This is a genomic window from Allobosea rubneri, from assembly GCF_032464875.1.
Taxonomy (GTDB): domain Bacteria; phylum Pseudomonadota; class Alphaproteobacteria; order Rhizobiales; family Beijerinckiaceae; genus Allobosea; species Allobosea rubneri.
Genome location: NZ_JAWDID010000121.1, coordinates 1 through 1,688, shown reverse-complemented (window position 1 = coordinate 1,688; position 1,688 = coordinate 1). Strand labels below are relative to the sequence as shown.

Sequence of the window (1,688 nt, the reverse complement as noted above, 5' to 3'; positions counted from 1 at the left end):
GGCCGGAAGGGGAAGTTGGCTCTCTGATCAGTCGCGTGTTCCCCGTGGAAGAGGCCGGCCCGTGACGACTGTGACGTAGCCGTCGCGCCAATGATCCTTCCCGATCTCGTACGGATCAATCACGAAGCCTTCTGGTGTGTCGCAGAACCCCTTTTGCAACGTGGCTCGCGCTTGGGCCTGTTGAGCGTCCGCCAGCGAAGCGTAAACGCCAATGATCTTGTCGTCCGTTTCGCCTTCCCCGAGATCATGCGTGTGGAAGAGCAGAAATACGGTCGTCATCTACGCGAGCCCTTCCACGGACGGAGTACCCACCGCGTATCACGTCGCGAAAGCGGCGTCAGCAACGGGTCGAGAGCGGAAAGTCCCGCCAGGTCTCTGGCTTCTCTCCGAAGTCGGCGCTTTGGCCGCTCCATGGTTGGGTCCGACGAGTGGTGGATCACGCTTTTTCGCGGAGTGACCTTTCGGTCCCCAACCCGCCCTCGATCTCACCGCCCTTCGGTCCCCGGGGGACATCGCTCCGCCCTGCGACGGATCTCGGAAAGGCTGTCGGTTAGATCATGCTTGGACTGGCTCGTCCGTCCAGCGGAACGGCACACGGTCGATCCACATGCGATGCAGAATGACGGACAAGCGGCGGGCAACAGCGATCATCGCCTTGGCCATACCCCGACGCTTGGCGACACGCAGGCCCCACGCCTTCAGCGCCGAAGGCTTGGCCTGCGGTCGCAAGAGGACCAGTGCCGCCTCGAACAGTGCCGAGCGCAAAGTCTCGTCACCGTTCTTGGTGATCCTGCCGCGCCGGTCGATCTCACCAGATTGGTGCGTTCGCGGCGCCAGACCGAAATGGGCGCCGACAGAGCGTGAACGTTGGAAGCGAGCAGGCTCGTCAATCGCGGCACGATAGGTCAGGGCAATGAGGGGGCCAACGCCGGGTGCGCTCATCAGCAGGAGGCAGTCGTCATCGGCACGGGCCAGAGCCAGCATCTTTTTGTGCAGGCGGGCATATTGCTCACGAATGACTTGGCGTACCGCCAGCATTGGCTCGATGATCGTTTGCAATGATGGCACGTCCTCGATCAGCTCGAGGATGCGCTCTTCATAGCCAGCCCGCGTTACCATGCCGACCTTGAGGCCGAAATTGCGGAGCAGGCCGCGAATGCTGTTCTCGACATCGAGCAGCTTGGCCTGAAGGAAGCGCCGGCCGCTCAGCAGCGCTCTAATCTTCTGGCTGGCCAGCGTCTTGACGTGGACCGGGCGGTAGAGCCCGACCCGCATCATCTGCGCGATGCCACGCGCATCGTTGCGGTCGGTCTTGTTCGGCCGGGCGCTGAGAACCGCCTGGGCATGGCGGGTCTCGATGCAGATCACCGGAAAGCCTGCCTTCGCCAGACCGGCATAGAGCCATTGGCAGAGCGGGCCGGCTTCCAAGCCGACCCGCGAATAGTGGCCATTGCACCCTGACAGGAACGCGGCGATCGCCTCCGGCGAACTCTCTGCCTTGCCTTCCCGGATGATCGTTCCGCCTGCGTCCATCACGCAGACGCTCGTCGTCTTCACCGAAACGTCCAAGCCAACAAAGCACTCCATCGCTCTTCTCCCTGATCCGCTGGGCTGGATCGGTGGAGCCTAAAGCGCATCGGCCACCGCCGCATCGCATCCGCGACGCGAGCCCAATGGCCCAACCTTTT

General features: G+C 62.9%; 2 protein-coding genes. Both read right to left on the bottom strand.

Annotated features, from left to right (window positions below; genetic code table 11):
* Window positions 1-27 precede the first annotated feature (27 nt).
* On the bottom strand, window positions 28-279 hold the full coding sequence (locus tag RKE40_RS29535; protein ID WP_316021718.1) for a hypothetical protein: 252 nt from the start codon (window positions 277-279) through the stop codon (window positions 28-30).
* A gap of 276 nt (window positions 280-555) precedes the next feature.
* A complete protein-coding gene (locus RKE40_RS29530) occupies window positions 556-1,587 on the bottom strand; it encodes an IS110 family RNA-guided transposase (RefSeq protein ID WP_316021717.1) in 1,032 nt (343 codons plus the stop codon).
* Between the last annotated feature and the right edge of the window lie 101 nt (window positions 1,588-1,688).